This window comes from Anaeromusa acidaminophila DSM 3853, from assembly GCF_000374545.1.
Taxonomy (GTDB): domain Bacteria; phylum Bacillota; class Negativicutes; order Anaeromusales; family Anaeromusaceae; genus Anaeromusa; species Anaeromusa acidaminophila.
In genome coordinates this window covers 34,782-60,084 of sequence record NZ_KB894591.1, presented here as the reverse complement: position 1 = coordinate 60,084, position 25,303 = coordinate 34,782, and the positions used below count along the sequence as shown (strand labels likewise).

Sequence of the window (25,303 nt, the reverse complement as noted above, 5' to 3'; positions counted from 1 at the left end):
CCATATTCTCAAATAATTATAATATATACCTTCGAGGTTGTCTAACTGTTTTTCCTACTGTAAACATGCCAAACGAAACGAGGTAAAGCCAGCATTCGCAGGCAACGGCTTGGTTGGCATAAAAGACGGTACAGCCATTCCAGGCTCGCTTTTTGCATCCACTGCGGCGCCCTGGTTACCTGTCCCGCCATAACGTCAAAGGTTCCCCCCACGCCCATCGCTACAGGCACGCGCAATTGCGCAGCATGGCGGCGCAGCCATTTCTCCTGTCGGGGCACGCCCAGAGCTACAAAAAGAATAGTAGCACCGGAGGCATTAATTTCTTCGATCAACTTTTCTTCATCATCTTCTTTAAAAAATCCGTCCCGGTAGCCGAGAATGCGCAGGTTTGGATGCGTTTTCCTGGCGCTGGCGGCAGCTGCTTCCGCTATTCCCGGCGCCGCACCAAGGAAGAAAAAACCATACCCCTGCTTCACGCCGTCAGCTAAAAGCCGCTGTGCCAAATCAAAGCCGGCAACCCGCTCTTTTAAAGGCGTATTATAATGTCTAGCAGCCCAAACCACGCCTGCTCCGTCCGGCACGACTAACGCGGCGGAACAGAGAATTTCTTTTAATTCTAGATCGTCTTGCGCCTGCATGATCATTTCCGCATTGGCGGTAGCTACTAAATGAAAGGAATCTTTCTCTTCTGTAAACTTCTGCACCTGCTGTGCTGCTTGATCCATATCCAACCGGTCAATGGGAATATCCAATATGGTAATACAACTTCGTTCTTGCTTCATAGCATCCTCGTAGTTTCAAAAATTCGTATTCATTTTACCATAAAGCCAGAACTACGTCCAACTACGAAAAAAGGGCGTTTACTCGGCGGCGCTATGAAAACCGTCAGCGTCAACCCAGCCCAACACGTCAGGCGAAGAAAGCGATGGCGTTTCGCCCAATACAAACGCTGAGGAAAGCATCTTTTTAGCTGCTGCTATCTTTTCGGCGGACTCGGCATGTAACGTGGCAAGAATCTGTCCTTTTTGTACGAAATCTCCCTGCTCACACGCCAAAACAAGGCCTGCCGCCAAATCCAGAGTTTCTCCTTTATAGCGCCTTCCCGCCCCTAAGGCTACAGAGGCTTCACCAATAATGCGGGCCTGAATTTGCTGTACATAGCCTGATAATGGACTAAGCACCTCTTCTTTTAAGACAGCCTGCGGCAGCAAAGAAGGAGTGGTCACAATATCTGCGCCGCCTTGCGAGAGAATCCACTGCCGAAAGCATTCCAGCGCCTTACCCGAATCCAGCAACTCTAAAAGTTTTAGATTCGCTTCTTGAAGCGTTAAGGACAACCCGGCTAAACAGAGCGCTTCCGAGGCTAAACGCAGGCATACCTGCCGCAGTCGCAGCGGCCCTTGACCGCGTAAAATTTCCATGGCTTCCGCTACTTCCAAGGCATTGCCGACTGCCAAGCCCAGGGGCCGCTCCATAGAGGTAAGAATTGCTTTCACATTGCGCCCTGCGCCTAAACCGATAGCTACCATGTAACGCGCCAATTCAACGGCGTCTTCTTGGTTTTGCATAAATGCGCCCTGCCCTACTTTAACATCCAATAAGATGTGTTCGGCGCCAGCAGCCAATTTTTTACTCATAACTGAAGCGGCAATAAGAGGCAGGCTGTCCACTGTAGCTGTAACATCCCGCAAGGCGTACATCTTTCCGTCTGCCGGTGCAATGGATGCGCTTTGGGCGGTTAATGCCAGACCTTGGTTTTGCAAAAGCGCCAGAAATTGATCTTCTTGTAAAGTGGCGCTAAAGCCAGGGATAGATTCCAGTTTGTCAATGGTACCGCCGGTAAAGCCAAGCCCTCGGCCGGACATTTTCGCTACGCAGACGCCAGCGGCTGCCAATAAAGGAGCCAGCACCAGCGTTGTCGTATCCGCCACGCCGCCAGTGCTGTGTTTGTCCACCAGCGGTCGACCGACATTGTTTAATTGCAAACAGGCTCCGGAGCGCATCATCGCCAAAGTGAGCGCCTTCGTTTCTTCAAAGTTCATCCCTTGCCAACATACGGCCATCAGCCAGGCGGACATTTGATAATCAGGAATATTGTCGTTTGTATAGTTTTCCACAAGCCATTGCAGCTCTTCCTCCGTATGCGCCTGGCCTGCTTTTTTGTCGGTGATCAGTTGCGTCATTGATTTCATGCAGGATATCTCCCTTGCAGCAAGTTTAGAAAGCTACTCCCCGCTTCTAAGGGCTCTAAGCGGAAATTCTCCAAAATGGTAGCTGACACATCCGCAAAGGTATTGCGAATTCCTAGAGCAGTTCCAATGCGCTGTGGAGAATACGCCAGCAGCGGCACATATTCGCGCGTGTGGTCGGTGCCGGGATGCAGCGGATCGCAGCCGTGATCCGCCGTGAGCAGCAGCAAATCATCCCCGGCAAGCTGAGGCAAGAGTTCCGCCAGTCGATGATCCACCGCTTCTAACGCATTCGCGTATCCCTTAGCATCATTGCGATGTCCATAAAGCATATCAAAATCAACTAAATTCAAAACCGTCACACCGCTCCAAGAATGATCGCAGAGCCAAAATTGCAATTTTTTCAGGCCATCCTCGTTGTTTAGTGTTCCTTCGGCATGATTAAAGAATTGACCGGCATAGATATCTCCGATCTTTCCCAATGCTACTGTCGTCAAGCCAGCTGCGGTAAGACGACTGAATAAATTAGGCTGCGGCATAGGCAGGCTGTAATCGTGTCTGTGAGGAGTGCGAGAAAACTTTCCGGGAGTTCCAATAAAAGGTCTGGCAATAACCCGCCCGACAGCGTGCTTGCCTGTCAGAATTTCTTGCCGCGCTATTTGACACCATTTATATAGTTGCTCTAGAGGCACTACTTCTTCGTGCGATGCAATCTGAAACACGCTGTCCGCAGAAGTATAGACAATAGGAAAGCCAGTGCGCAGGTGCTCTTCTCCCAATTCCTCGATAATCACCGTACCGGAGGCAGCTTTGTTGCCTAAAATACCGCGGCCAATACGCTGGCAGAAAGAAGCGGTAATTTCTTCTGGAAAGCCTTGCGGATAAACAGGAAATGCTTCCATTACCGGTGTGCCTGCCAATTCCCAATGACCGCTCGTAGTATCCTTATTAACAGAGAGTTCCGCCATTTTCCCGTAAGAAGCCAACGGATGGTCACAAGGAGGAACTCCCTGCAATTTATCAATGAGGCCCAGCCCCAGTCGTTGCAGTTGCGGCAAATGCAGTCCTTGCATTGCAGCGGCTATATGGCCTAATGTATGAGCTCCCGCATCTCCGTAACGCGGCGCATCGGGAAGCGCACCAATACCGACACTATCAAGCACTACTAAAAATATACGTCGAAACATACTTGTTCCTCCCTATGTCATAAAATAGGACAGAGCCTTGGCAAACTGACAAACAGTCTGCGTCGGCCCTGCCTTAGCTGCGTTTTAGCGCGACTCGTTTCAAGCCCGCGGGTGGGCCTTGTCATAAACTTCTTTAAGACGGTTTTTAGTAACATGCGTATAAATCTGGGTAGTAGAGATATCCGCATGTCCCAGCATTTCCTGAACCGAGCGCAAATCTGCGCCGTTTTCCAGCAAATGAGTAGCAAAAGAGTGGCGCAGCGTATGGGGCGTGATTTTTTGGTCGATATGGGCTTCTAAGGCGTATTTTTTAATGATTTTCCAAAAGCCCTGCCGCGTTAAACGTCGGCCATGATGATTAACAAACATAGCTTCCTCTTGTTTGCTGCGCACCAACGCCGTACGGCCTTTACGCAAGTAATGGCTTACGCATTTGGAAGCAATAGACCCCAGAGGTACAACTCGCTCTTTGGATCCTCGGCCAAAACACTTAATATAACCAAGCTCTAAATTCACATCGTTTACATTGATGGTTATTAATTCTGATACACGAATGCCTGTGGCGTAAAGAAGTTCCAACATGGCTTTATCGCGTAAGCCGGCGGGTAGATTAATATTAGGTTGTTTCAATAGCAATTCTACTTGCTGCACGCTGAGTACTTGAGGCAGCTTTTTTTCCAACTTAGGCGATTCAATTTTCGATGCCGGGTCCGCATCTAGATACTGTTCCTTCAGCAGATACTGGTAAAAGGATTTGAGTGCAGCTAAATTGCGAGAAATTGTGGAAACAGCCTTCCCTTGTTTTTTGAGTTCATCCAGATAGGTACGGATAATCTCGTTTGTGGAGCCAGTGGCGAAGGTAAGCCGTTTGGCTTCTAAATACTGCTGGAAGTAACGTAAATCCCTGCCGTAGGACTCCAGCGTATTTTGGGCCAGCCCCCGTTCACTCGCCAAATACGAAATGAATTGCTGCACATAATTCTCCATTGCCACCACCCTTTTCGCATTATTCTGCTGAGCCTCTTTGGGTCAAAAATCTTAAAATCTATAATATTATGTATATTCTCTGTATGTAAGGAAAATCCTTTTACATAATTCTAAATTTATGATAAATGTACGCGGCCATAAGAACCGCCCCCGCCTTGAGAGAACGTTATCTCCCGCTGCAGCACTTGCCAAAGAATTTTACCTTTTCGTTCTCCCAGTACAGCGGTCAGCTCTGCTAAGCTAGAATCATGACATACCTTCATTTCACTTCCAAACGCTTGAAGCAGCTGAACTTTCGCTTTCGGACCCAATCCAGGTACAAAGGAAAGAGGGATTTGGTGGTAATAGGGCGGGCGATGTTCAGGATGTTGAGGCTTGTCCCCATCGGCGATGCCTTGGATGCGCTCCCAGACGCCGCTGGTGCTGCGTTGGCAGCCGCAAGCGCTGCATTTGCATTGCGTCGAATCCCACAATGTGCCGCATTGAGCGCAAACCGTGCGATAGTATTTTCCCAGACGGGGATCCAGTCCGTAGTTGGCTAGAATTTTATTTTCTCCCTGGCGGCGCAAAGCTTGGCGAAAACACGTAAAATCAATCTGCTTGAGCGAAAAAACATTATATTCTCTGGCGATTTTATCCAAAGAATGTGCGTCTGAATTACTCAAAAAGGAGTAGCTGCTTAGTTCTTGCAGGCAATCCGCTAAAAAAGTATCGGCGCTTAAGCCCAGTTCAATGGCGTCCAGCCAAGTAAGCTGTTTTTCCGTTAATAGCTGCGCCAGGCGATTCGTGCAGCAGCCGAAAAGACTTTTGTGCGGCGTAAAAACATGGGCGGGAATGACAATAGGCTCTAAGGAATGAGTCAGCTCCAAAAGCTGCGCTAAAGAGAGATGCGCATTCTGGGAGCTAAGATGGAGATTGCGTATATGAGGCGTTAAGAGCTTACGCAACTGCCTGATTTCCGCTAGACTTGGCAAAAACAAAAGAGTATGCGCTAAAGAGCCGTCTGCTTCGGCTGTTTCAATTTCCGCTCCCGGCAGCAGAGTCAACGCTTCTTCGTAGCGGTAACCGCCTCCTGGCAGCAAACGCAGGCGGCCTTCATCCAACAACTGCTGCCAATCGCCATCTACCCAAGGACTGAGCACATCAACAATGCCGATCAGTTGTAGACCTTTACGTTGGGCGGCTTCTTCCAAAATGTTTTCGCTCGTGAGGTTCTTGGAGGTAGGGATTTTTACCCAACGCCCTTGCGCCTTACCTACGTGAATATGCAAGTCCCCATATACGGGATTCATAGACCGCCTCCGTTAGCTCCATACAGCAGCAATGAAACGATAGTTTTGGCGTCTTCAATTTCGCCGGAATGAATCATTTGCCGTATTTCGTCCGGCGTGAATACCTGGACTTGTAAAAACTCATCGTCATCAGGCTGTAGCTGGCTCGGCTGTAACTGGCTAGCTTCATAAAGATGAATGACTTCATCCGTAAAACCGGGAGCCGTGCAAATCGTAGAAAGGTGTTTAATGACTTCCGCTTTATAGCCGGCTTCCTCCTGCAGTTCACGAAGTACGCATTCTTGGGGATCCTCTCCTGGTTCCAGCTTACCTGCCGGAATTTCCAGCGTTTCTCGCCCTAATGGATAACGGAACTGTCGAACCAGCACAATCCGTCCGTCCGGCAGTATCGGCACAACGGCGGCTGCCCCAGGATGCCGTACCAACTCGCGCGTAGCTTCCCGTCCATCCGGCAGACGCACATCATCTACCTGTACATGGAGCATACGCCCGGTAAAAACATTTTTCGAAGCAATTTTCTCTTCTTTCAAATTCATCTCTCTACCTCTTCTTCTGCATCTTTACTACTAAAATATTATTATTCCCCAAGGAGTCAGTGATTGTTTAAATTTCCATCCACGGATAGCGAGTTTGCGGCTCCAAGACGAAAACTCGATGCGTCAGTGCAGCCGCTTGTTGGGCAAGCCACTGGGGTACTACGACCATGCGTAAAGGTAATGATAATTCTTGAGCGGCTTTTTCGACAATGGCAATACCTTCTTCCACTTCCGCCCAGGTAGTTTCTGCTCCCAAATTTGTATTGCAAACCAGTCCGCTGAGTTGCAGCTTGGCAACACTCGTAATTTCCTGGGAACGCTGACAAATTTCCGCAACCGATTGCGTAAAAGGGCGGCGCGTGTTGATAATCATCCACGCCTCATACCCTTGCTTTTCCAGCATACTCTGGTATTGACCCAACGCAATGGCTGCGTCGCCTCCACCTACGTCAACTACAACCTGGTATGATGCATCAGCGGCTACCCGCTGAAATTGCGGCGGCAAAATCGGCAAATCGCTGTGAGCTAAACGCGATTCCGGAGCTACCAGCTCAATCTCTTTTTGCGTCAGCCATTGTTGGCTTTCGCGGGTGCGAAAATACGGCTTTATTACATCTAAATCAACTACAGCCGTTTTCAAACCCTGATCGCGCAGCCAGGCGCTGTAGTTTAGAGCTAGTTCGGTTTTGCCGCTGCCAAACTCTCCAATAAAAATACGAATGCGTTGTTCTTCTTGCATCGTTTTCCCTCCTTTAACTTGCTTTTAACAAACATCTTCTTGTCAAACTATAAAGTTTCTTCTTGTTGAAAGAAGCTCCTGCAGAACGCAGGAGCTGAAATGTTTATTTTTTATCCTGTTGCTGATATTGTTCCAATAAACGGGCTGTCGCAGAAAGAAGTTCCGGAGTTACCGCATCTCCGTAGAACATTCGCGCCAACTCGTTTACGCGTTCAAATTCTTCCAAACGGACTGGTCGTGTTTGCGTACGACCATCCACCTCTTCTTTCACCAGATGAATATGCCGATCGGCAACAAGAGCCAACTGCGGCAGGTGGGTAATGCATAGCACTTGTTTGCTTTGGGCGATGGCGGCAATCTTATCCGCCACTTGCTGGGCCGCTCGGCCGCCAAGACCGCTGTCGATTTCGTCAAAGATCATAGTTGGCGTACCGCTGCAAGCGGCGCCAACGGATTTAATAGCCAGCGCCAAACGCGAAAGCTCGCCGCCGGAGGCAATTTTCTGCAATGCCTTAGGAGCTTCGCCTGTATTAGCTGAAAACAATAATTCTACGCGGTCACAACCATCCGGTCCCAATTCTGAAGTTTCATCAATCGCAAATTGCAGCGTTGGCGTCATGCCAAGATCCTGCAAGTGAGACGCTAATTTTGCTTCCAACTCGGGAGCCGTTTGTCGTCTTTTTGCGTGCAGCCGGCGCGCTTGTATCCAAGCTTCTTCCAGGGCCGCCTCACATTCGCGGCTCAGTTCCGCTAAGCGGTCTTCCCCCGAAAGTAAAGAGTCCAATTCTTCCTGCGCCTGAGCCGCGTAGTTTAAAACATCTTCCAATTCCGGCCCATATTTGCGTTTGAGCTTTTGCAATAAAGACAGGCGCTCTTGTATTTTACCCAGCTTTTGCGGATTATATTCTATTTCTTCTAACCGTTCACGAAGTATAGCAGAAACATCTTCTAATTGGTATAAAAAATCATCCAGGACTTTGCATTGTTCCTGACAATCATCAAAACGATTGATCTGCTCTAGTTCTTGCCGGGCTTTATACAACAGAGCCAAGGCGCCAGGCGTTTCTTCTTCATTTCCATTCAACTGTAAAACCGCTCGTTCCAAAGAAGCGGCCAACTTTTCCGCATTAGCAAGGCGCTTTTCTTGTTGCGCCAATTCCTGATCTTCCCCTTTTTGCAATGCACCTTGGTTGATTTCCTGCAGCTGCCAGCGCAAGAGGTCCATCCGCTGCTCGCGCTCTTGTTCTTGGGCTTCCAGTTTTCTTTTTTCTGCCGTCAACGTTCTCCAACGATCATAAGACTGCCGATAGGAAGACAGAAGAGGCGTAATTTCCGGTGCAAACGAATCAAGGAGGAATAATTGAAAGGCTGGATCCAACACAGTTTGATTTTCATGCTGTCCATGCATATCGGCAAGCAGCAGGCCTAGTTGGCGTAATACGGCTAAAGGAACTTGACAGCCGTTGATTAAAGCGCGGCTTTTGCCGGAGGTGCTGTAGCGCCGCACAAGAATAAGTTCTTCATCTTCACGAGGAATTTCTTGTTCTTTTAAGAGGGATTCCACCTCTTCCCCCCAGGGGTGAGAAAAAACAGCTTCCACGCGAAAGGCATCCGCTCCTTGACGAACCCATTCCAAAGAGGCTCTGCCTCCTAAAACGGCATTCAAAGCATCAATTAAGATGGATTTACCAGCGCCGGTTTCACCTGTGAGTACGTTGAAACCCGTAGTAAAAGACAGGGATGCTTGTTCAATTATAGCAAACTGTGTAACTCCTAAACGTTTTAACATGCTTAGACACCTCTAGAGAAGTCCTCGGAAACGATCCGCAACTGTTGGCGCCGCTTGCGCGGGCTTGACCACTACTAAAATATTGTCATCACCAGCTACTGTACCGATCACTTCCGGCCACTTAGCATGGTCAATGGTGGCGGCTACCGCTTGTCCTCCGCCAGGCAAGGTTTTTAAAACGATAATATTTTCGCTATAGTCAATAGCTACTACCGAGTCGCGAAACATCCGTTCCATTCGGGATTGAGAAAAAAGCAAACTTTGTTCCATCGGGTAGGCATAGCGATAACGACCATCGCCAGTAGGAACTTTAATCAAGCGCAGCTCTTTAATATCGCGAGATACTGTAGCCTGTGTCACTTCGATGCCATGGCTGCGCAGTGATTCCGCCAGTTCCTCTTGGGTTTCGATTACTTGTTGTTCGACGATTTCCTTGATTTTCGCATGACGTAATATTTTCACTGCCCTTGCACCTCTTTCTCCATCTTTAAGAAGCCCTAATAATCAAAATTAACATTCATTGCTTATAGTGTACCTTATAAATGAATATTTATCCAGAAAAAGAGCAAGGCAGTGGTGATTTATTCAATAGAAACGACACTCAGAGCGGAAAAGCTGGCTAGGAAGAATATATTTAAAAACCGAAGGCTCCATTATGGAACCTTCGGCGTACCCTCTATTTACTCACTTTACTCCTGTGCCGTTCTCAGTCTAACACGGCTTTTCTAACAAGAGCAGTTCCGGGGCGCCTTCTTGATGATTCAACATATGCCAATGGCTTGCACTGGCAGCAGTGCGTTCTAGAGAGGACGCCCATGACAAAATCTGTTGCCGTTCCTCTTTGCCAGCTTTATGACCTGGATATAGCATAACACTGCACCAGCCGCCGGGACGCAACAATTGCAGGGCTTGCTCCAAGGCAGGCAGCGTAGTAACCGCCTGCGTCGTCATGCTATGATCTCCCCCTGGTAAATAGCCAAGATTAAAAACAATACAATCAGGCGCTTCCGGAAGGACTTTCCTCAGTTCCTCATGGCTGTGACAGCAAAGAGTAACTTTATCCTGCAGTTGGGCTTCCGTCAAACGAGCCTTTGTTTTCTCCAACGCCTGCGCTTGAATATCCAATGCCCAGATGCGGCAGCCCGGCTGCGTAGAGGCAGCCAAGAACAAGGTGTCATGGCCATTACCGGCAGTTGCGTCGACAGCGAAACGAACCGAAGCAAGCTTGGACAAAAACAAGGACTGCCAAATAGCAAGACCATTAATCGCGATCTTCATAGTTTCTCCAAAGTTTACGGCGTAGCGCCTCATAATAAGAAGTTCCCGGCAAACGAATGAACGGCGTTTTGGCGGCAGCTCGACGAATGCAAATCGATTCTCCCGGTTGCACATGATACCCGTTTTGTCCATCGGCGGTAACTAAAATATCTCCTTGAGGCGCAGGTACTCGAATACACAGTTCTTCGTGCCCTGGAATGACAAATGGTCTTGCATGCAAAGTATTCGAGCAGATTGGCGTCAGCAGCAGCACATCTAGTTCTGGATGCACAATCGGCCCTCCAGCGGAGAGCGAATACCCGGTGGAACCGGTTGGCGTAGCCACAATCACGCCGTCGGCGGAGAATTTGGTCACCGGTTCGCATTTCATCGCTATTTCCAAATCGATCAGACGGGAAAAGCCGCTTTTGGTCACTACCACTTCATTCATAGCATACGAAAGGAATTCCCGTTCTGTGCCACGTTCTACCCAGGCTTCCACCATAATGCGCTGCTGCAGCGTATAGGAACCAGAAAAAAGGCAATCCATGCTTTGGGCCAATTCGGCTACCTCTACGTCTGCTAGGAAGCCAAGTTGTCCCAAGTTAATTCCCAAAATAGGGATGCCACTGCAAGCCAGTCTTCTGGAAACACTTAGCAAAGTGCCGTCTCCACCCAGAGTAATGGCCAGGTCAATCTGTTCCCGCAAGGTTTCATCCGGACAAGCAGCCTGATCTCCTAGCCAGTCAGTTCCTAATGACTCTGGAAGCAGCCCTTGTCCGCCTCGTTCTGTAATCAGCTGCAGCAGGGTGTTTAAAATATTTCTGGCTAACGGTTTATTTTTATTAGGGAATATACCGATTCGCAGCATGCCGCAGCCTCCTTAGCGAGTTTCTTTCAAATGCGTATGGGCCTCTTGCACAATGGCGTCCACGTTTACCTCTTCTGCTCCGGTTTCATCGGAAACCCCCAAATGCAGCAAATATTCGATATTACCTTCCGGCCCTTTAATCGGTGAAAAGGTCAGTCCCAATGGAGTAAAGTCAAGTTGCACCGCAGTTTGCAATACCTTTTGAATTACTTGCTTATGAATAGCCGGATCACGAACAACGCCTTTTTTCCCAACATGTTCTCGGCCAGCTTCAAATTGCGGCTTAATTAAAGCAATTACTTCTCCATGAGGCGACGCTAAAAGCTGTCGTACTACAGGCAGAACTTTATCAAGGGAAATAAAAGCAACATCTATGGAAATAAAGTCAACCTTTTCTCCCAATGAATCCGCGGTTAAATTCCGAACGTTTGTGCGTTCCATATTAACAACGCGTTCATCTGTACGCAAGGACCAGGCCAGTTGTCCATACCCGACATCAATAGCGTACACCTTGGCAGCGCCGCGTTTTAAAGCGCAGTCAGTAAAGCCGCCTGTCGAAGCGCCGACATCGGCCATGATTTTGCCGTTAAGATCCAGTGCAAAATGCTGCAACGCTTTTTCCAGCTTGAGCCCGCCACGGCTGACATAGCCGATAGAGTCTCCAAGAATGCGAATTACAGCGTCTTCGGGAACTGTAGTTCCTGGTTTTTCTATTTTTTGCTCATTAGCCAGCACCATGCCTGCCATAATGGCAGCCCGAGCTCGTTCTCTGCTGGGAAAATGTCCTTGTGCAACCAGCAGAACGTCCAGACGTTCTTTCTTCATGCAAGGCCTTCTTCCGTTAATTCTTTCCCCTGTTTGACAAACTTGCGCACTTTGGCGGCGATGCCTGCGGCGTCAAGGCTCAGTTCTTGCAACAGTGTCTGGCGTTTTCCATGGGCAATAAAGGAATCAGGAATTCCCAAACGCAGCACGGGAAGGTCGTAAAGCTCCTGCTGTTCCAAAAACTCTAAAACCGCGCTGCCAAAGCCTCCGGCCAAAGCATTTTCTTCTATCGTAACAATGCGGCCGCATTCCTGAGCCAAACGAGTCAATAATTTCTCGTCCAACGGTTTTACAAAACGAGCATTCACCACGCCAGCTCGGATTCCTTCATCAGCTAATTTTTGAGCCGCCTCTACCGCAGGAGCTACCATGGTACCGGTCGCCCAAATGCTGACATCCTCGCCAAAAGCCAACTCTTCCGCTTTGCCAAGAGTCATTGGCTTAAAGGGCTCTGTTAGAGAAGCTCCTAGCCCGCAACCTCGGGGATACCGCAAAGCCACCGTACGATTCCATTGCAAAGCGGCATAAAGCATTTGACGCAGCTCACCTTCGTCTTTCGGCGCCATGATGCAAATGTCCGGGATGTGGCGTAAAAATGAATAGTCAAAGACGCCATGATGGGTCGGGCCATCTTCTCCGACCAGGCCTGCACGATCTAAAGCGAGAACTACCGGCAATTTTTGCAGGCAGACATCGTGAAGAATTTGATCGTAAGCTCGCTGCGCAAAAGTGGAATATAGCGCTACAACCGGTTTTTTTCCCTGCGTAGCCATGCCGGCCGCTAAAGTCAGGGCATGTTGTTCCGCAATGCCTACATCAAAAAAGCGTTCCGGATATTTTTGAGAGAAGCTCTTTAAGCCTGTTCCTCCGGGCATGGCCGCCGTAATGGCGACAATGGCCTTATCCTTTTGCGCCAGTTCAACGAGAGTATCGCCAAACACTTCTGTATAGGAAGGCGCTCCGGCGCAATGGATCACTTCGCCGGAATCAATGCAAAAAGGGCCGACCCCGTGAAAGCGGTCTGCATGATTTTCCGCAGGCGCATATCCTTTTCCCTTTTGCGTTAACGCATGAATGAGGACAGGGCCTCCCAAATCACGGGCTTTTTCCAACATTTCCATTAAAAGAGGTAGATCATGACCGTCTATAGGGCCCAAATACGTAAACCCAAGCTCTTCAAAAAGCATCCCCGGAACCAGCATATAACGGACGCTGTCCTTGAATCGTTCCGCTGTCTTTAGCATGCTCTCGCCGATGGCGGGAATGCGTTTGAGTAAAAATTCGACATCCTGCTTGACCCGCGTATAAGTGGGAGCTACTCTCATTTTTGCCAAATAGGAGGATAACGCTCCAACGTTTTTGGCAATAGACATTTCATTGTCATTCAACACAACAATCATATTGGTTTTGAGGTGGCCCGCATGGTTCAAGGCTTCAAAGGACTCCCCGCCGGTCATAGATCCGTCGCCGATGACGGCTACGACTTGGTGGGTTTCTTTGTTCATATCTCTTGCTAACGCCATCCCCAAGGCAGCCGAAATAGACGTGCTGGAATGTCCGGTTCCAAACGCGTCATGGGGACTTTCACAGGGCTTAGGAAAGCCGCTGATTCCGCCTTCTTGGCGTAACGTATGGAATTGCTCGCGCCGCCCTGTTAAAAGTTTATGAACATATGCTTGATGTCCTACGTCCCAGATAATTTTATCATAAGGCGTGTCGAATACTTTATGCAAAGCCAAAGTCAGTTCTACGACGCCCAGGTTGGGCGCCAAATGTCCGCCCGTATGAGAAACGGTTTCCACCAAAAGCTGACGTATTTCTACGGCTAATTTTTCCAATTGCCGCAAGGAAAACCCTTTCATATCCCGGGGGGATCGAATGGAATCAAGAAATGGATAATGCAAAAGAAAGTCCCTTCTTTCTACAGCAAGTGTAAAAAATTATTCCAACAGACCTATGGTGCTATTTTTCCCTTGATACAAGATATGTAGCCAAGCTCCGCAATACATCGGCTTCAGCGCCAAATATTTCGATTGCCGTTAACGCACGATGTACGCTCTCTTCCGCCATTTGACGGGCGCCGTCCAACGAATACAAAGACACATAGGTTTCTTTTTCATTGCGTTCATCACTGCCTACAGGTTTGCCAATGGTAGCTTCGTCTCCGGTGACATCCAAAATATCATCGGTAATTTGAAAAGCCAGACCAAATTCCTCGGCATAAACAGTTAAAGCTGCCAATTGATCCGGCGTTGCGCCTGCTAATAAACCGCCGCCGCGCAAAGCGGCGCGGAACAAAGCTCCCGTTTTTGCGCGATGCATAAAACGCAGCTCTTCCTGATTTAAAGGTTGAGCTTGGCCGCTAGCAGCCAGATCAATTGCTTGCCCTCCAACCATGCCGGACGGACCGGCAGCAGCGGCAATTTCTCTTGCCACTTGAGCTAGGCAGGCAGAATCTACCTTTTCTTGAAGCAGTATCTGTTCAAAAGCTGCCGTTAATAAGCCATCGCCTGCTAAAATCGCCATGCCTTCGCCGAAAACCTTATGATTAGTCAGCTTGCCCCGGCGATAGTCATCATTATCCATGGCCGGCAAATCGTCATGAATCAGAGAATATGTATGTATCATTTCTAAAGCGCAGGCTACGCGCAGATAGTTCCGGCCTTCGCCGCCCACTGCATCTGCCGCCGCCATCAGCAAGACAGGGCGCAGGCGTTTGCCTCCAGCAAAAAGGCTGTAGCGCATCGATTTAAAAAGAACATTTAGAAGACCATCTTGAGCAGGAATCCACTGATTTAACGCTTCTTCAATTAAGGTGATGCGTTCGTTGCAATAAGTTTTCCACATTACTCAACATCCTCCTGTGCCGTTGTCCAGGGACTTGCTTTGATAACACCATCTTCTTGAGTAACCACGGAATCATTCAATAATGCTTCCGCCTGCTGCAAATGTTTATGGCAAACAGCCGCCAACTCCATACCGTCTCGATAGCTTTGCAGCGCCTCCTCCAACGGTAGCTCGCCTCGCTCCAGCTTTTCCACCAGATCTTCCAATTTTTCCATGGCAGCTTCAAACTTTAAAGGCTCTTGAACTTCTTTTTTAACTCTGGCCATCAACTGTCACCTCTTTTTATTTCCATGACACGCAGGCGCAAAGCGCCGTCTTGTACACGAGCATGAATCTGAGAGTCAATGCAAACTTGCTCAACAGAACGAATTGGTTCCTTCGTATCTTCAAGGCTTAAAAAAGCGTAACCTCGCTGCAGCATGCCTAAGGGGTTTAAAAGAGCCAGCTTTTGAGACACCAGCAGCCATTGACGTTTTTTTTCTTCGTGTTGCCTTGCTGCGGCTCGTATAAGACGCTCTTGCAAATGATCTAAATTTTGCCGTTGCGGCGCCAACAGCCGTTCGGGTTTTGTAAATACGGGAGATTTACAAAGTTGAATTAAGTGCTGCCTGCGGCGCAACAAATCATTGCCAAGAGCCTGGCGCAAACGAATTTTCCCCTGCTGTAAGCGTCGTTCCAATTCGAAACGATCCGGTACAGCAAGCTCTGCCGCTTGTGATGGCGTTGCAGCCCTCATGTCCGCTGCAAAATCAGCCAGCGTGAAATCGGTCTCGTGGCCAACTGCGGAAATGACTGGAATGGATGATCCGGCAATAGCCCGTACGACGGCTTCCTCGTTAAAAGCCCATAGTTCTTCAATGGAACCGCCTCCTCGACCGACAATAAGCACGTCAATCAAGGGATGCGACTCCAATAAGTGAATAGCTGCCGTAATTTCTCCAGCAGCGATCGGACCTTGTACTACGACAGGAGCTAACACCAGGGGAATGCCGGCAAAGCGGCGTTTGGCCACCGTACGAATGTCGCGTACGGCAGCTCCTGTAGGAGATGTGATGATGCCTACCGCGCGGGGCAATAGAGGTAGCGGGCGTTTCTTTTCTTTTTGAAACAATCCCTCACGTTCCAGCTTATCTTTTAACTGCGCGTAAGCAAGGCTTAGCTCGCCAATACCGTCTGGCGTCATACGATCACCATACAGCTGATATTGTCCGTCTCTTTCAAATACGCTTAGGCGACCGCTGACAATAACCTGCATGCCGTTTTGCGGTTCAAATTTCAGATATTGCGCGCGGCTGCGAAAAAGAACCGCCCGCAAGACAGCGCCGGTATCCTTTAAAGTAAAGTAGCAGTGGCCTGAGGAATGACGCTTAAAATTGGAAACCTCTCCCCGTACATATACAGAAGAGAGGAGAGCGTCCTTGTCCATCCAACGCTTAACATAGGCAGTCACGTCGCTGACTGTCAAAATTCCCATGGTTCTCTCCTTTGCGTAAAGCCGGCTAAAGAACCTGGCTATTTCTCCTGCTCTTGCAATGCCAACGCGGCCTGGTAGGCAGCTCCAAGAGCATGATCCCCGCTCCAGCATGGTTCCGGCAGATAGATCTGACAACCTAGTTTGGTTTGTAAACGGTCCAAGGCATGCTCTCGAATACGCTTATTTGCCAAGACGCCGCCTACGCCTAAAATAGCACGCACTCCGGTTTGCCGCACAGCACGCCGAAGCAGACGAAAAAGCGTTTCTCCCAATAAGTTTTCAGCAGCAGCAGCAAGCAACGGCGAAGCTATCCCTTTTTGCCGGAGCTTCTTTAAATGCGTTTCCGGTCCCGACAAACTAAGCTGCAATCCTTGAACCGCTACCGGAACTTCCGGGGCTTCCTGATGAAACCCTGCCGCCATTTTTTCCAAATGAAGGCCTGCCGGAAACGGCAGGCCCAAAGCTACACCAAGGCGATCCAGCAGTTGTCCTGCATGCAAATCAACGCTGCCGCCCAATTGCCTAATTTGTAGTTTCGCACCGCAGCGTTTTACTTGTAAAAGGTCGGTCGTTCCGCCAGATACGTGAACCGCCAAAAAATCATGCACCTCTTGGGGCATCTTTGCGGACCAAATGCCGGCCCAAAGATGATTAGCCTGATGGCTAAGGGGAAAAAGAGGAATTTTTTGGCTCAACGCCACCGCTTTAGCACTGCCATAACCGCACAAAAAAGCCGGCATATACGAGCCTTCTATGTCTCGCGGACAACAGGTTGCTCCTACCGCGCTGCATTCCCCTGTCGGAAAACGGTTCCAAATAGTCTCCAACTGCTCAGGCAAAGCCCGAACATGCTGAAATACCATCTCCGATTGAGCCAAGCCGCGCTTCCCTTGCGGCACCTGCAGCAGCCGTCTGGATGCTGCTAACAAGCTGCCGTTCAGCCCCAACAAAACAGCTGAAGTGGTATAGCAACTGGTATCTATGCCTAAAACAGCCTTCATGACGATTCTTTAGTTTTAGCCAGAGAACCGAGCACTCCATTAATAAAGCGTGCAGAATCCTTATCTCCATATTTCTTGGCAATTTCTACAGCTTCATTGATGACGATACCAGGCGTCATTTCTTCTTCGCCAAACAAAAGTTCATATACGGCAATACGGGATATGTTGCGATCCACTGCCGCCATACGTTCCAGTTTCCATTGCGAAGAGGTGCTGCTCAAATGCTGGTCAATTTGCTCACTATGTGCGCAAATGCCTTCTACTAGTCGTTTGGCATAATCGACCGCATCCGGGGTAACTTCCAGCTCAAATGCCGCTGCTTCCAGCGCCGCCAGCGGCTCTAATTCTGTTTGAAAATCCAGTTGATACAAGGCTTGCATAGCCAATTCTCGCGCTAAACGTCGACTCATATATTACTCCTTTGGGATGTTTCCTATCTTCGATAACCTGGCGGCAAAATGCGATCCAGCAGTTCTAGCAGATCCTCTTTGTTATCCAGGCGTTTACCTACAAAAAACCCGATGCCGATGCACAGGAAAAGAAACAACGTCCGGAAAAAGCCCAATGCCAAAACCAGAACGCCAAAAAAAAGACCGATGGTACAGCAAATTATTTTGCCGTTATGACGTTGCCAGAATGCCAGCAGCCATTCCCGATCAAATTCCATGTTCATGTTTCCTTCTCCTCCAACCTTATTCCACGCGCGCCCTTACTTTACCTTCAGCGGCAATTTCTTCTACGAGTACCTGGATATCATGAACCTCTGCCAGCAAAGTTTCCTGCAAGGTACTCCGTACGCGCTGCTGCAGTTCGGCTGTGAGTTCAGGAACAATCAAATCTGGCAGCACAACAATACGCAGATAAATATTCATGCCCTGTCGACTGTTTTCCAGACGGATTTTCGTTTGCTTGACCCCTTTTATCTGGCGGGCCGTACGTTCTACTAAACTGCGTACAGCGGAAATAGCAACCCGTACTTGGCCGTTTTCTGTTTGGCAAAGCATGGTATCGCGAGGCTCGCCGCTGGTCATACCTGTGAAAAGAAGCCGTACAGAAGCTAGGAAAAAAATCGCTGCCACCGCAGCCGCTTCCCAGTGTCCGTAAAGAAGCGCCAAAGCGTCATCCAGCCATTCAAACGGTACAATAGTAAACGCTGCCAAAACGGTAGACAGCATCAACAAAGCAAAAGTTACTATACAGAGCAAAAGCAAAATGCGATCAAGAATTCCCATGGCTTTTCCTCCCTTTTATCGCACTCGACTATCTTCATCCCGTCCTTCGGCGGTAAAACCGACGCCTTGCACATGAACGTTCACTTCTACCACTTCCAGGCCAGTCATAGATTCAATGGCGTGCTTCACATTTTCCTGTACCTGAATTGCAATATCAGGCAATCTGACTCCATATTCCATAATGACGTACAGGTCCACGGCGGCTTCCTTTTCGCCCACTTCCACTTTTACGCCTTTAGCCAAGTTCTTTTTACCCAGCATTTCGGCGATTCCACCGACCAAACCACCGCTCATGCCAGCGACTCCGGGGATTTCCGTAGCTGCCATGCCGGCAATAATTCCTACGACCTCATCAGCGATGCGAATGGTTCCCACTTCGTTTTGCTCGCCCTTTTCTTTGCGTGTTTGCATCTGCAGCAGCCTCCTTTTTTATGAAGCGCATCGGAAATTTTCTTCAATTATAACAGACCCTACTTCTTTTTACAAACCGCCGCCCCTGCGGACAAAAGGAAACCTCCCGCAGCAACGAAGATCATTTCACCGCGGGAGGCCATGCGCCAATTAAGCGCGTTCGATATAGTCGCCAGTACGCGTATCAATACGCAGTACTTCGCCGGTTTCAATGAACAGAGGAACTTTGACATTATAACCTGTTTCCATTTTAGCAATTTTGGTGCCGCCTGTAGCCGTATCGCCACGAATGCCAGGTTCGGTTTCCGCTACAACCAGCTCCACCGAATTGGGAAGTTCAATTCCAATGATGTTTCCTTGGAAAAAGCTGACGCCAATATTCATATTTTCCTTGAGGAAGTTCAGGCCGTTGCCCAACTGCTCGCGAGTCAACTCAATTTGGTCAAAGGTCTCATTGTCCATAAAGGTGTACATGCCGTCGTTTTCATACAGGTACTGCATAGGACGGTTTTCTACATGAGCTTTAGGCATTTTTTCACCGGCGTTGAAGGTGCGTTCTACAACAGCGCCTGTTTTCAGGTTTTTGAGCTTGGCCCGCACAAAGGCGGCGCCTTTTCCTGGTTTTACGTGCTGAAAGTCAACGACCTGCCAAGCGCCGCCGTCAATTTCCACTGTTGTGCCAGTCCGAAAATCATTAGTTGAAATCATGGTTCATCCTCCATTTTACAAGCGATTTCTATCAGTTCCTTGTCGCTTTCCGTCAAAACGACGGCTCCTGCGTCAGAAACGCGGACGGTGTCTTCAATACGGATTCCGTACTGCCCAGGCAGATAAATACCCGGTTCCACCGTAACCACCATATTTTCCTGCAGCACCTGCTGCGTGTTTAAAGAAGACAATCGGGGTTCTTCATGAATGGCCAGGCCCAGCGAATGCCCCAAGCCATGGCCAAAATACTCACCATAACCAGCTTTGGTTAAAATATCTCTGGATACGGCATCAACCTCGCAGCCCAATTTGCCGGGGCGAATGGCTGCAACTCCCGCCTTTTGCGCTGCAAGAACTAGAGCGTAAGCGGCTTTTTGCTGTTCAGTAGCCGGCCCTAAACAAACGGTCCGAGTAATATCAGAATGATATCCCTGATAAACAGCGCCAAAATCCATAGTTACCCAATCGCCAACAGCCAGTTTTTTTTCGGAAGCAACTCCGTGCGGCAAAGCGCCGCGTACTCCGGAGGCGACAATGGTATCAAAAGCCGGACGTTCCGAGCCCAGACAACGCATGCGCTGCTCCAACTCAGCCGCTACTTGCCGTTCCTCTAAGCCTGGACGCAAATAGCTGAGAATATGTGTAAAAGCCGTATCAGCGATGCGGACGGCTTCGCGAATAGCCATAAGTTCCTCTTCATCTTTAACAAATCGGAGAGGCTCTAATTCCGTATCAATTAATTCGCATTCTGTCGGCAGCAGCGTCTGAAGTTCCTTATAAGAGGCCACGGTGCAATGTTTGCTTTCAAAGCCAAGACGTTGAATGCCTTTACTGCCAATCGCTTCGGCAAGCGCTTTGGCTGCAGCACCTTTATATAGACAAATTTCATAAAGAGGCGCTTCAGCAGCAGCTTGCTCTTGATACCGAAAATCAGTAAACAACTGTTGGGTGTCAGCTGTAAGCAGCAACAGGCCGGCCGAGCCGCTGAAACCGCTTAAATACCGTCTGTTTTGCGCATTGCTAACCCAAATCGCATCCAGGCCGGCTGCCAAAAGATGTTGGCGCAGCCGCTGCAATCGCACTTCATTCATTATCGCCAGCTGCCTTTGCTTTAGCTTCCAACCAAAGACCCTGCGCCGCTTCAACAGCCGCTAAATAGCTATGCACCCCAAAACCGGAAATCTGACCGACAACTACCGCTGCCAGTACGGAATGATGCCGAATTTCCTCGCGACGATGAATGTTGGAAAGATGCACTTCGATGGCCGGTACGTTCACGCTGGCTAGCGCATCACGCAAGGCAATGCTGTAATGTGTGTAAGCAGCGGCATTGATAATGATAAAATCCGCCGTTTCCTGTGCGTTATGAATCGCATCTACTAAATCCCCTTCGTGGCTGAACTGCAGACATTGCGCCGCAGCGCCTAAGGAGGCGGCTTTTTCTTCAATTCTGCGATTGATTTCCTGTAAAGTCAGGGTTCCGTAGATCGTTGGCTCCCGACGTCCTAATTGATTTAAATTAGGACCGTGCAAAACCAGTATGCGCACGTCGTCAGCTCCTTTGCACGCAAAGTATCATAGGACATTGTAACACAAAACCTTGTTGCTTGCCTATACTTTCTCCACAAACTGCCAGGGAACAGGTAGGTGCGCTAAGATATCCAAGGCCTCAAGGCGAGTATCCGGAGTAGCCCGAATAACTAAAAGGCCGCCTTTAGGCTCTAAAGTGGTAACAACGCCAAGATATTCACAGCCTTCAAAAATACGATTGACAAAATTAACATCTTGGGGCTGTACGCGCAAATAAATGCTTGCATCAATAGATTCTGACACGCTTAAGCCTCCTCTTCGGACGGTAAAATGCGCCGTAGCAGCGTTCCCACCGGCAGCTGAATTTCATCCCAGGCCAAACGCAGTTGTTGTTGGGCATGAGGCGCCCGTTCCAAGACGGCGCCGCTTTGCGCATCCCATAAAAAGCGCAAACGTTGCTGTTGCCGCTCGCCTGTCGGCGGCAGCGCCTCTAAGCAATCTCCTACAGAAAAACGGCCGCGCTGTTCCACAAGCAAATCTGAACCGCAGTGTCCGGTTACGACACCGCAAAACACTTTGGCGGCGTTTTCCTTCTCTGCGGCGTATATTTGAGCGTCAATAGCAGCAGAACCTTGGAAAAATCCGTCCGTGTAGGCTCGTTGAGATACCAGCTGCAATTCCTCCAGCCATTCCTGGGAGATGGTAAAGCCTTCAGGATTTCTACTGAGAAGATCCAGCGCTTGGCGGTATACTCGCACCACCGTAGCCACATAATGAATACTTTTCATGCGACCTTCTATTTTCAAACTGTCGACGCCAGCTGTCACCAACGCCGGCAAGTGAGGCAACAGACACAAATCTTTGGAATTCATAAAATAGGTTCCATGAACGTCTTCTTCTACAGGATAAAACTGGCCAGGTCTCGTTTCTTCCTGTAAGGCGTATTTCCAGCGGCAAGGCTGTGTGCAAGCGCCTCGATTGGCATCTCTGCCAGTAAAATAATTGCTTAATAAACAACGCCCGGAATAAGATACGCACATCGCTCCGTGTACGAAGGTTTCCAATTGCACCTCAGCCTGACTGCGGATATCCAAAAGTTCCTTATACGTCACTTCCCGCGCTAGCACAACGCGTTTGGCTCCCAACTCCTGCCAAAAGCAGGCCGCAGAGGCGTTAACCGTATTGGCTTGAGTACTAATATGAACGGTTAGGTTTGGCGCTTCTTGGCGCACTAAACGAAAAACGCCGGGATCGGCGACAATAACAGCATCAATCTTAGCAGCCAGCAGCTCTGGTAAATAGGCCGCAATTCCCTGTAACTCTTTTTGATGGGCAAAAACATTGAGAGCGACATAGACTTTTTTGCCAAGATCATGAGCGTATCGCACGCCCTCCTGCAACGCCGCAAAGTCAAAATTATCGCTTTGCGCGCGAAGACTGAAATTTTTTCCTCCTACATATACCGCGTCTGCGCCAAAAAGAAGGGCTGTCTTTAACTTTTCTAAATTGCCTGCAGGCGCAAGCAGCTCAGGTAATTTCATTAGTTTTCTGCTCCTTGATAAATTGAGACCGCCAGACCGTCGCCTTCTGGGTAAAGAGTTGTCTGGAACTGCTCTGTATTTTGTACAAACTCTAAATACTGCCGCATGCGCTTGGCAATGGTGCGCATACGCCGAGGACAGGGGCCGTATACTTGGCCGTAAAACAACACATCGTCAGCTAAAATAACGCTGCCACGCCGTAAATGCGGCAGTACTTGTTGCAAATAGCTTAGATAATGCCCTTTGGCAGCGTCAATAAACACAAAATCAAACGTTTCGTTCAAAGCGCTTAACCGTTCAGTTGCATCGCCTTCCCAAAGGCGGATACGTTCACTAACGCCAGGTTCGCGATCCCAAAAACACTGAGCGTCACGAATCCGTTCTTCGTCTTTTTCCAAAGTGAGAATACGGCAGTTTGGAACTAATTGCGCCATCAGCAGCGCCGAATAACCAATAGCCGTACCAATTTCAAGAATACGCAGCGGCTGGTAGCGTTCCATCAGTAAACGCAAGAGGCGTTCCGCTTCTTGGCGAAGCACTGGAACGCCTTGTTGAGCTGCAAAGTTTCTCATTTCAAGTAACAATTCACTCATTACCGCACCTGCTCGATAGCAGCCAAATGTTCTTCATAGGTCCGGCTGAAATGATGCTTGCCCTGTTTATCAGCAACAAAATATAAATAATCTGTTTGGGCGGGATTCAAAGCGGCTTTGAGAGCGCCCAGTCCGGGGTTGGCGATAGGTCCTGGCGGCAGACCCGAATTTAAATAGGTATTATAGGGCGAAGGAATTTGCGTATCCTGCAAGCTTAATTCTTCCTTGGGATAGCCCAGCAAGTACTGAATTGTAGCGCAAGACTGAAGGGGCATATTTTGCTGCAGCCGGTTCAAAAAAACCCTGGCTATAATAGCCTGCTCTTCCGGTCTCTGCGCTTCTTTTTCTACCAGAGAAGCCAGCACGACAACCTGGTTTGGCGATAAGCCGCTTGCGTTGCCGCTTTTCAGCAAGGAACCGAAGCGTTTGTCAAATTCCTTCTGCATCTTGGCAATCAAATCTTCCTCTTTCATTCCCGGAGAAATGCGATAGGTGTCAGGAAACAAATATCCTTCCGCCCGAAACTGCACAGTTTCCCCGCCAGCGGGACCGGACAGACGAGCTAATTGCAAAAACCGTTCACCATTCCCAAGCTTTTGCTCTTGCAGTAATTTGGCAATTTGTCGTACCGTATACCCTTCGGGAATTGTCAGGTTGGCATAACGCGTTTCCCCTGCGGCTAGTCTTGCTACGACTTCGCGAGCACTCATGCCTGGAGGAAAAACATATTCGCCAGCTTGAAGCGAGTGGTCCAAGCGGCTGAACTTAGCCAGTACCTGAAACAGCCAAATGCTGCGAATGGCCTTCTGGTTTTCCAGCTCTCTAGCAATTTCACCGGCGCTCATGCCGTCCTTTACCGTCAATACCGCATCAGCGGTGCGAGAAGGGGGCGACTGAAGCACCAAGAAAGCGCTAATAAGCACGGTGAAAAAAAAGACCGTAATGCCCGCCAAAATAATCCAGAGACTTTTGCCCCGAAAACCATTTTCCCAAAGTCGATCCTTCATTCCAACACCTCGTGTTCCGCCTTTAGAATTCTATTTTTCAAACTCAAATTCGTTTCTTACTGTCACGGGTTTTATTATACACACAGCAACAAAAAAAAAGCAACCGTTTCCGGTTGCTTCAGGCATTCTACTCTTCGTCGTCCGCCAGTTCTTCATAAGCTTTGCGAACTTCGTCAAATTCCTCGTCCGTAGGATCGGTATAGACATCTTCGCCATTTTCGTCCACATCAATACGTGCGATGAAAACATCCGTCTCTTCGTCTTCACAACCGCATTCACAGGTGCAGCCGCCTTCTTCATCCACTTTAATCGGTGCCAAAACAGCAAAGCGCTTTTCGCCGACTTCCACGATTAATTCTTCACGATAGTAAAATTCGTTGCCTTCCTCATCGGTCATGACAACAACAACATCCTCATCTTCTTCTAGTTCCTCAGGGTTGAACTTTTCATCTGTCATGGGCGCTCACCTCTTTTTCTTATTGCTATTGCCATTGTATCTTACACGGCATAGACTGTCAACCGCTGCGACTCTGCAGATCCATCCAGCCTTGCAGGATAATGATAGCCGCCATTTTATCAATTACTTTGCGTCGTTTATTGCGGCGAACATCCGCCTCAATTAGCGCTTTTTCCGCCGCTACGGTGGAAAGACGTTCATCCCAAAAAACAATTTTGGCTTCCGGCAGCTGCTCTTGAAGCTGAGCGGCAAATTCCTGAACCAACTCGCCGCGAGGCCCTAAGGTTCCATTCATATTTTTAGGCAGTCCTACAACAATGGTACCTACTTCGTATTCCTGACACAAAGCAGCCAGTCTGGCAAAGTCAGCTTGCGGAGAAGTACGCCGTATGACCTCTACGCCTTGGGCTGTTAGCGCCAATAAATCGCTCACCGCTACGCCTATGGTTCTATCTCCTACATCCAAGCCCATACTGCGCACAATACATCTTCCTCCTAAAAAGCGGCAGGGAGCCACGCACTTTGCATGCTCCCTGTCTCCTGATACTGACTATTGAATTTCCTTAACATAGGCCCGAACCAATTCTTCTAAAATTTCATCGCGCTCCAACTTGCGAATTAAGGCGCGAGCGTTGCGATGACTGGTAATATACGTAGGATCCCCGGATAAAAGATACCCCACCAATTGGTTAATAGGATTGTACCCCTTTTCCTTCAAGGCCTGACAGACGGTAGCAATGGTGAGGGCGGCAACATGATTTCCTTCGCTGCCAGCGCGAAACATCATCGTATCCTGCGATACATTCTGTTCATGATCCGACATCGTTCCA

General features: G+C 48.9%; 31 protein-coding genes. All 31 read right to left on the bottom strand.

Annotated features, from left to right (window positions below):
* Window positions 1-41: 41 nt before the first annotated feature.
* The gene (locus tag C508_RS0108785; protein ID WP_018703184.1) at window positions 42-782 is read right to left on the bottom strand and encodes a WecB/TagA/CpsF family glycosyltransferase; all 741 of its coding nucleotides are present in this window, start codon (window positions 780-782) and stop codon (window positions 42-44) included.
* Window positions 783-860: 78 nt separating this feature from the next.
* Complete coding sequence (locus tag C508_RS0108780; protein ID WP_018703183.1) at window positions 861-2,192, bottom strand: thymidine phosphorylase; 1,332 nt, start codon at window positions 2,190-2,192, stop codon at window positions 861-863.
* Window positions 2,189-3,376, bottom strand: a complete 1,188-nt coding sequence (locus tag C508_RS0108775) for a phosphopentomutase (protein ID WP_018703182.1) — start codon at window positions 3,374-3,376, stop codon at window positions 2,189-2,191. Before C508_RS0108775 ends, C508_RS0108780 begins: the two co-directional genes overlap by 4 nt.
* Window positions 3,377-3,475: 99 nt before the next feature.
* Window positions 3,476-4,363, bottom strand: a complete 888-nt coding sequence (gene xerD / locus C508_RS0108770) for a site-specific tyrosine recombinase XerD (RefSeq protein WP_018703181.1) — start codon at window positions 4,361-4,363, stop codon at window positions 3,476-3,478.
* 116 nt (window positions 4,364-4,479) lie between these two features.
* Complete coding sequence (locus C508_RS0108765; RefSeq protein WP_018703180.1) at window positions 4,480-5,655, bottom strand: endonuclease Q family protein; 1,176 nt, start codon at window positions 5,653-5,655, stop codon at window positions 4,480-4,482.
* On the bottom strand, window positions 5,652-6,191 hold the full coding sequence (locus C508_RS0108760) for an NUDIX domain-containing protein (protein ID WP_018703179.1): 540 nt from the start codon (window positions 6,189-6,191) through the stop codon (window positions 5,652-5,654). Before C508_RS0108760 ends, C508_RS0108765 begins: the two co-directional genes overlap by 4 nt.
* Before the next feature lie 67 nt (window positions 6,192-6,258).
* The gene (locus C508_RS0108755; RefSeq protein ID WP_018703178.1) at window positions 6,259-6,930 is read right to left on the bottom strand and encodes a hypothetical protein; all 672 of its coding nucleotides are present in this window, start codon (window positions 6,928-6,930) and stop codon (window positions 6,259-6,261) included.
* Between the two features lie 103 nt (window positions 6,931-7,033).
* Entirely contained in the window at window positions 7,034-8,719 is a 1,686-nt protein-coding gene (gene recN, locus C508_RS0108750; RefSeq protein ID WP_018703177.1) for a DNA repair protein RecN, read from the bottom strand.
* Between the two features lie 12 nt (window positions 8,720-8,731).
* Window positions 8,732-9,181, bottom strand: a complete 450-nt coding sequence (argR, locus tag C508_RS0108745; RefSeq protein WP_018703176.1) for an arginine repressor — start codon at window positions 9,179-9,181, stop codon at window positions 8,732-8,734.
* A gap of 249 nt (window positions 9,182-9,430) precedes the next feature.
* A complete protein-coding gene (gene mnmM, locus C508_RS0108740; RefSeq protein WP_018703175.1) occupies window positions 9,431-9,997 on the bottom strand; it encodes a tRNA 5-(aminomethyl)-2-thiouridylate-methyltransferase MnmM in 567 nt (188 codons plus the stop codon).
* Window positions 9,981-10,847 (bottom strand): NAD(+)/NADH kinase, encoded by an 867-nt coding sequence (locus C508_RS0108735; RefSeq protein ID WP_018703174.1) that lies wholly within the window; start codon window positions 10,845-10,847, stop codon window positions 9,981-9,983. Before C508_RS0108735 ends, mnmM begins: the two co-directional genes overlap by 17 nt.
* A gap of 12 nt (window positions 10,848-10,859) precedes the next feature.
* Window positions 10,860-11,672 (bottom strand): TlyA family RNA methyltransferase, encoded by an 813-nt coding sequence (locus C508_RS0108730; protein WP_018703173.1) that lies wholly within the window; start codon window positions 11,670-11,672, stop codon window positions 10,860-10,862.
* Window positions 11,669-13,576, bottom strand: coding sequence for a 1-deoxy-D-xylulose-5-phosphate synthase (dxs, locus tag C508_RS0108725; protein ID WP_018703172.1), 1,908 nt, complete (start codon window positions 13,574-13,576; stop codon window positions 11,669-11,671). Before dxs ends, C508_RS0108730 begins: the two co-directional genes overlap by 4 nt.
* A gap of 58 nt (window positions 13,577-13,634) precedes the next feature.
* On the bottom strand, window positions 13,635-14,519 hold the full coding sequence (locus C508_RS0108720) for a polyprenyl synthetase family protein (protein WP_018703171.1): 885 nt from the start codon (window positions 14,517-14,519) through the stop codon (window positions 13,635-13,637).
* The gene (gene xseB, locus C508_RS0108715; RefSeq protein ID WP_018703170.1) at window positions 14,519-14,785 is read right to left on the bottom strand and encodes an exodeoxyribonuclease VII small subunit; all 267 of its coding nucleotides are present in this window, start codon (window positions 14,783-14,785) and stop codon (window positions 14,519-14,521) included. The genes C508_RS0108720 and xseB overlap by 1 nt, the downstream gene beginning before the upstream one ends.
* Complete coding sequence (xseA, locus tag C508_RS0108710; protein ID WP_018703169.1) at window positions 14,785-15,993, bottom strand: exodeoxyribonuclease VII large subunit; 1,209 nt, start codon at window positions 15,991-15,993, stop codon at window positions 14,785-14,787. Before xseA ends, xseB begins: the two co-directional genes overlap by 1 nt.
* 38 nt (window positions 15,994-16,031) lie before the next feature.
* Complete coding sequence (locus C508_RS0108705) at window positions 16,032-16,994, bottom strand: Kae1-like domain-containing protein (RefSeq protein ID WP_018703168.1); 963 nt, start codon at window positions 16,992-16,994, stop codon at window positions 16,032-16,034.
* Window positions 16,991-17,404: a transcription antitermination factor NusB gene (gene nusB, locus C508_RS0108700; protein WP_018703167.1), complete on the bottom strand. Its 414-nt coding sequence runs from the start codon at window positions 17,402-17,404 to the stop codon at window positions 16,991-16,993. Before nusB ends, C508_RS0108705 begins: the two co-directional genes overlap by 4 nt.
* 23 nt (window positions 17,405-17,427) lie before the next feature.
* Entirely contained in the window at window positions 17,428-17,667 is a 240-nt protein-coding gene (locus C508_RS0108695; RefSeq protein ID WP_018703166.1) for a DUF2273 domain-containing protein, read from the bottom strand.
* A gap of 19 nt (window positions 17,668-17,686) precedes the next feature.
* A complete protein-coding gene (amaP, locus tag C508_RS0108690; protein WP_018703165.1) occupies window positions 17,687-18,226 on the bottom strand; it encodes an alkaline shock response membrane anchor protein AmaP in 540 nt (179 codons plus the stop codon).
* A gap of 15 nt (window positions 18,227-18,241) precedes the next feature.
* Window positions 18,242-18,637, bottom strand: coding sequence for an Asp23/Gls24 family envelope stress response protein (locus C508_RS0108685; RefSeq protein WP_018703164.1), 396 nt, complete (start codon window positions 18,635-18,637; stop codon window positions 18,242-18,244).
* Window positions 18,638-18,787: 150 nt separating this feature from the next.
* A complete protein-coding gene (gene efp / locus C508_RS0108680; RefSeq protein WP_018703163.1) occupies window positions 18,788-19,345 on the bottom strand; it encodes an elongation factor P in 558 nt (185 codons plus the stop codon).
* Window positions 19,342-20,436, bottom strand: coding sequence for a M24 family metallopeptidase (locus C508_RS0108675; protein ID WP_018703162.1), 1,095 nt, complete (start codon window positions 20,434-20,436; stop codon window positions 19,342-19,344). Before C508_RS0108675 ends, efp begins: the two co-directional genes overlap by 4 nt.
* A complete protein-coding gene (aroQ, locus tag C508_RS0108670; protein WP_018703161.1) occupies window positions 20,429-20,893 on the bottom strand; it encodes a type II 3-dehydroquinate dehydratase in 465 nt (154 codons plus the stop codon). The genes C508_RS0108675 and aroQ overlap by 8 nt, the downstream gene beginning before the upstream one ends.
* Before the next feature lie 63 nt (window positions 20,894-20,956).
* Window positions 20,957-21,178 (bottom strand): DUF4911 domain-containing protein, encoded by a 222-nt coding sequence (locus C508_RS0108665; protein WP_018703160.1) that lies wholly within the window; start codon window positions 21,176-21,178, stop codon window positions 20,957-20,959.
* 2 nt (window positions 21,179-21,180) lie between these two features.
* A complete protein-coding gene (locus C508_RS0108660) occupies window positions 21,181-22,416 on the bottom strand; it encodes a peptidase U32 family protein (RefSeq protein WP_018703159.1) in 1,236 nt (411 codons plus the stop codon).
* Entirely contained in the window at window positions 22,416-23,009 is a 594-nt protein-coding gene (locus C508_RS0108655; RefSeq protein ID WP_018703158.1) for an O-methyltransferase, read from the bottom strand. The genes C508_RS0108660 and C508_RS0108655 overlap by 1 nt, the downstream gene beginning before the upstream one ends.
* On the bottom strand, window positions 23,009-24,016 hold the full coding sequence (gene mltG, locus C508_RS0108650) for an endolytic transglycosylase MltG (RefSeq protein ID WP_018703157.1): 1,008 nt from the start codon (window positions 24,014-24,016) through the stop codon (window positions 23,009-23,011). Before mltG ends, C508_RS0108655 begins: the two co-directional genes overlap by 1 nt.
* Window positions 24,017-24,143: 127 nt before the next feature.
* A complete protein-coding gene (locus tag C508_RS0108645; RefSeq protein ID WP_018703156.1) occupies window positions 24,144-24,473 on the bottom strand; it encodes a DUF1292 domain-containing protein in 330 nt (109 codons plus the stop codon).
* Between the two features lie 58 nt (window positions 24,474-24,531).
* Complete coding sequence (gene ruvX, locus C508_RS0108640; protein ID WP_018703155.1) at window positions 24,532-24,954, bottom strand: Holliday junction resolvase RuvX; 423 nt, start codon at window positions 24,952-24,954, stop codon at window positions 24,532-24,534.
* A gap of 69 nt (window positions 24,955-25,023) precedes the next feature.
* On the bottom strand, window positions 25,024-25,296 hold the full coding sequence (locus C508_RS0108635) for an IreB family regulatory phosphoprotein (protein ID WP_018703154.1): 273 nt from the start codon (window positions 25,294-25,296) through the stop codon (window positions 25,024-25,026).
* Window positions 25,297-25,303: the final 7 nt, after the last annotated feature.

Coding starts and splice junctions, on each gene's coding strand:
- C508_RS0108785 (WP_018703184.1), bottom strand. CDS start 782: ATGAAGCAAGAACGAAGTTGTATTACCATATTGGATATTCCCATTGAC.
- C508_RS0108780 (WP_018703183.1), bottom strand. CDS start 2,192: ATGAAATCAATGACGCAACTGATCACCGACAAAAAAGCAGGCCAGGCG.
- C508_RS0108775 (WP_018703182.1), bottom strand. CDS start 3,376: ATGTTTCGACGTATATTTTTAGTAGTGCTTGATAGTGTCGGTATTGGT.
- xerD (WP_018703181.1), bottom strand. CDS start 4,363: ATGGAGAATTATGTGCAGCAATTCATTTCGTATTTGGCGAGTGAACGG.
- C508_RS0108765 (WP_018703180.1), bottom strand. CDS start 5,655: ATGAATCCCGTATATGGGGACTTGCATATTCACGTAGGTAAGGCGCAA.
- C508_RS0108760 (WP_018703179.1), bottom strand. CDS start 6,191: ATGAATTTGAAAGAAGAGAAAATTGCTTCGAAAAATGTTTTTACCGGG.
- C508_RS0108755 (WP_018703178.1), bottom strand. CDS start 6,930: ATGCAAGAAGAACAACGCATTCGTATTTTTATTGGAGAGTTTGGCAGC.
- recN (WP_018703177.1), bottom strand. CDS start 8,719: ATGTTAAAACGTTTAGGAGTTACACAGTTTGCTATAATTGAACAAGCA.
- mnmM (WP_018703175.1), bottom strand. CDS start 9,997: ATGAAGATCGCGATTAATGGTCTTGCTATTTGGCAGTCCTTGTTTTTG.
- C508_RS0108735 (WP_018703174.1), bottom strand. CDS start 10,847: ATGCTGCGAATCGGTATATTCCCTAATAAAAATAAACCGTTAGCCAGA.
- C508_RS0108730 (WP_018703173.1), bottom strand. CDS start 11,672: ATGAAGAAAGAACGTCTGGACGTTCTGCTGGTTGCACAAGGACATTTT.
- C508_RS0108720 (WP_018703171.1), bottom strand. CDS start 14,519: ATGTGGAAAACTTATTGCAACGAACGCATCACCTTAATTGAAGAAGCG.
- xseB (WP_018703170.1), bottom strand. CDS start 14,785: ATGGCCAGAGTTAAAAAAGAAGTTCAAGAGCCTTTAAAGTTTGAAGCT.
- xseA (WP_018703169.1), bottom strand. CDS start 15,993: ATGGGAATTTTGACAGTCAGCGACGTGACTGCCTATGTTAAGCGTTGG.
- C508_RS0108705 (WP_018703168.1), bottom strand. CDS start 16,994: ATGAAGGCTGTTTTAGGCATAGATACCAGTTGCTATACCACTTCAGCT.
- nusB (WP_018703167.1), bottom strand. CDS start 17,404: ATGAGTCGACGTTTAGCGCGAGAATTGGCTATGCAAGCCTTGTATCAA.
- C508_RS0108695 (WP_018703166.1), bottom strand. CDS start 17,667: ATGAACATGGAATTTGATCGGGAATGGCTGCTGGCATTCTGGCAACGT.
- amaP (WP_018703165.1), bottom strand. CDS start 18,226: ATGGGAATTCTTGATCGCATTTTGCTTTTGCTCTGTATAGTAACTTTT.
- C508_RS0108685 (WP_018703164.1), bottom strand. CDS start 18,637: ATGCAAACACGCAAAGAAAAGGGCGAGCAAAACGAAGTGGGAACCATT.
- efp (WP_018703163.1), bottom strand. CDS start 19,345: ATGATTTCAACTAATGATTTTCGGACTGGCACAACAGTGGAAATTGAC.
- C508_RS0108675 (WP_018703162.1), bottom strand. CDS start 20,436: ATGAATGAAGTGCGATTGCAGCGGCTGCGCCAACATCTTTTGGCAGCC.
- C508_RS0108660 (WP_018703159.1), bottom strand. CDS start 22,416: ATGAAATTACCTGAGCTGCTTGCGCCTGCAGGCAATTTAGAAAAGTTA.
- C508_RS0108655 (WP_018703158.1), bottom strand. CDS start 23,009: ATGAGTGAATTGTTACTTGAAATGAGAAACTTTGCAGCTCAACAAGGC.
- mltG (WP_018703157.1), bottom strand. CDS start 24,016: ATGAAGGATCGACTTTGGGAAAATGGTTTTCGGGGCAAAAGTCTCTGG.
- C508_RS0108645 (WP_018703156.1), bottom strand. CDS start 24,473: ATGACAGATGAAAAGTTCAACCCTGAGGAACTAGAAGAAGATGAGGAT.
- C508_RS0108635 (WP_018703154.1), bottom strand. CDS start 25,296: ATGTCGGATCATGAACAGAATGTATCGCAGGATACGATGATGTTTCGC.